Source organism: Paenibacillus sp. GQ49 (assembly GCF_059759055.1).
In genome coordinates, this window is sequence record NZ_JCAXEL010000050.1 from 1 (window position 1) to 729 (window position 729).

Annotated in this window: 1 rRNA gene; it reads left to right on the plus strand. The window is 54.0% G+C overall.

Going from position 1 to position 729, the window contains the following annotated elements:
- Positions 1–729 (plus strand): 23S ribosomal RNA (locus AC6CIF_RS31840); the annotation flags it as partial.

Consider the following 729-nt stretch of genomic DNA (forward strand, 5'->3'; position numbering starts at 1 on the left):
GTTCCCTCCGAGACGGATCCCGAGTAGTGCGGGGCACGTGAAACCCCGTATGAATCCGGCAGGACCATCTGCCAAGGCTAAATACTTCCTAGCGACCGATAGTGAAGCAGTACCGTGAGGGAAAGGTGAAAAGCACCCCGGAAGGGGAGTGAAATAGAACCTGAAACCGTGTGCTTACAAAAAGTCAGAGCCCGTTTTAGGGGTGATGGCGTGCCTTTTGTAGAATGAACCGGCGAGTTACGTTCCCGTGCAAGGTTAAGGTGAAGAGCCGGAGCCGCAGCGAAAGCGAGTCTGAATAGGGCGACATAGTACGTGGACGTAGACCCGAAACCGGGTGATCTACCCCTGTCCAGGGTGAAGGTGCGGTAACACGCACTGGAGGCCCGAACCCACGCATGTTGAAAAATGCGGGGATGAGGTGGGGGTAGCGGAGAAATTCCAATCGAACTCGGAGATAGCTGGTTCTCCCCGAAATAGCTTTAGGGCTAGCCTCGGAAAACAGAGTCGTGGAGGTAGAGCACTGATTGGGTGCGGGGCCCGCAAGGGTTACCAAGCTCAGTCAAACTCCGAATGCCATAGACTTACTTCCGGGAGTCAGACAGTGAGTGCTAAGATCCATTGTCAAAAGGGAAACAGCCCAGACCATCAGCTAAGGTCCCCAAGTGTGTGTTAAGTGGGAAAGGATGTGGAGTTGCACAGACAACCAGGATGTTGGCTTAGAAGCAGCCA